2 protein-coding genes are annotated in these 1,086 nt (G+C 25.1%); both read right to left on the bottom strand.

The window, feature by feature from the left end; genetic code table 11:
• Positions 1 to 37: 37 nt before the first annotated feature.
• A complete protein-coding gene (locus tag BN899_RS14075; protein ID WP_042276633.1) occupies positions 38 to 718 on the bottom strand; it encodes an alpha/beta hydrolase in 681 nt (226 codons plus the stop codon).
• A gap of 56 nt (positions 719 to 774) precedes the next feature.
• Complete coding sequence (locus BN899_RS14070) at positions 775 to 963, bottom strand: hypothetical protein (protein ID WP_147568578.1); 189 nt, start codon at positions 961 to 963, stop codon at positions 775 to 777.
• Between the last annotated feature and the right edge of the window lie 123 nt (positions 964 to 1,086).

Raw genomic sequence — 1,086 nt, 5'->3', positions numbered from 1 at the left:
CTAATTTATAATTAGTAAGTGCTTTTTTATTTTTTAGCTAAATTCCAATACTTTCCAAAAATCTATATAGATGATCTATGTATGATTTTTCATCCGAATCTAATGTTGTAGTATGTTTTGCTTTTTTAACTTCGTATTTATCTTTTATACCATATTTTTTAGCATTAAATATCTTTTCACACATATCAAATGGCACTACAGTATCCTCTCTTCCATGAATCAAAAGTAGTGGAGTTTTAGTATTTTCAATAGATTTTATAGGTGAAACTTGTTTAAAGCTCCATCCATATTTAATCTTATTTATAACACTTGCAAATATAATTATATAATTTTGGATTATATCTAGCTTTATATTAAAATCCTCTCTTAATACAAACTTTGCTTCTTCTCTAAAATCTGTATATCCACATGTATCAACGCAAAATTCTACATCATCATATAAACCTAAATACTCTATTATTATAGCTGAACCCATTGATTCTCCATGTAAACCTATTTTTATATCATTCCCATATCTATTCCTTAACCAATCTACACAAGCTTTTAAGTCATATTTTTCATAATATCCATAAGATACAGTTTCACCTTCGCTAAGACCATGATACCTATGGTCATATGCCAATATACTAAATCCTTTAGGTATATATGTAAAACCATATTTTAGCATATGCCAAAGATTAGATGTAACTCCATGTGATAATATTACAACCTTATCCACTTTTTTATTTGGAAAAAATATTGCATTTAATTTATATCCATAAATTGAATCTATACTTACTTTCTCTTTTTTAATTTATCATAAGTTTCTATAACCTTAGGATCTTTTCCCTTAGTACAATAATAAGTTTCTTCATAACTACGACATATTGGTCTAGCTATAATAAGTGAAAAATAATAACCTGTTACAATTCCTGTTACACATATAATTATCAAAAGTATAATAAATATTATCCATATACTCATTTTAGCCCTTCCTCCCAAGCTTATTTCTCCTATTATTTGCATATAAATATTTATTTATACTAAATCATAACTATATAATATTTACACAGTTTTAATTTAAATAAAAAAACCCTTAAAATATTA

Source organism: Faecalimicrobium dakarense (assembly GCF_000499525.1).
Lineage (GTDB): Bacteria > Bacillota > Clostridia > Peptostreptococcales > Peptostreptococcaceae > Faecalimicrobium > Faecalimicrobium dakarense.
Note: the sequence above shows the minus strand (reverse complement) of the source record. Positions and strands in the feature narration are given on the sequence as shown.

Coding starts and splice junctions, on each gene's coding strand:
- BN899_RS14070 (WP_147568578.1), bottom strand. CDS start 963: ATGAGTATATGGATAATATTTATTATACTTTTGATAATTATATGTGTA.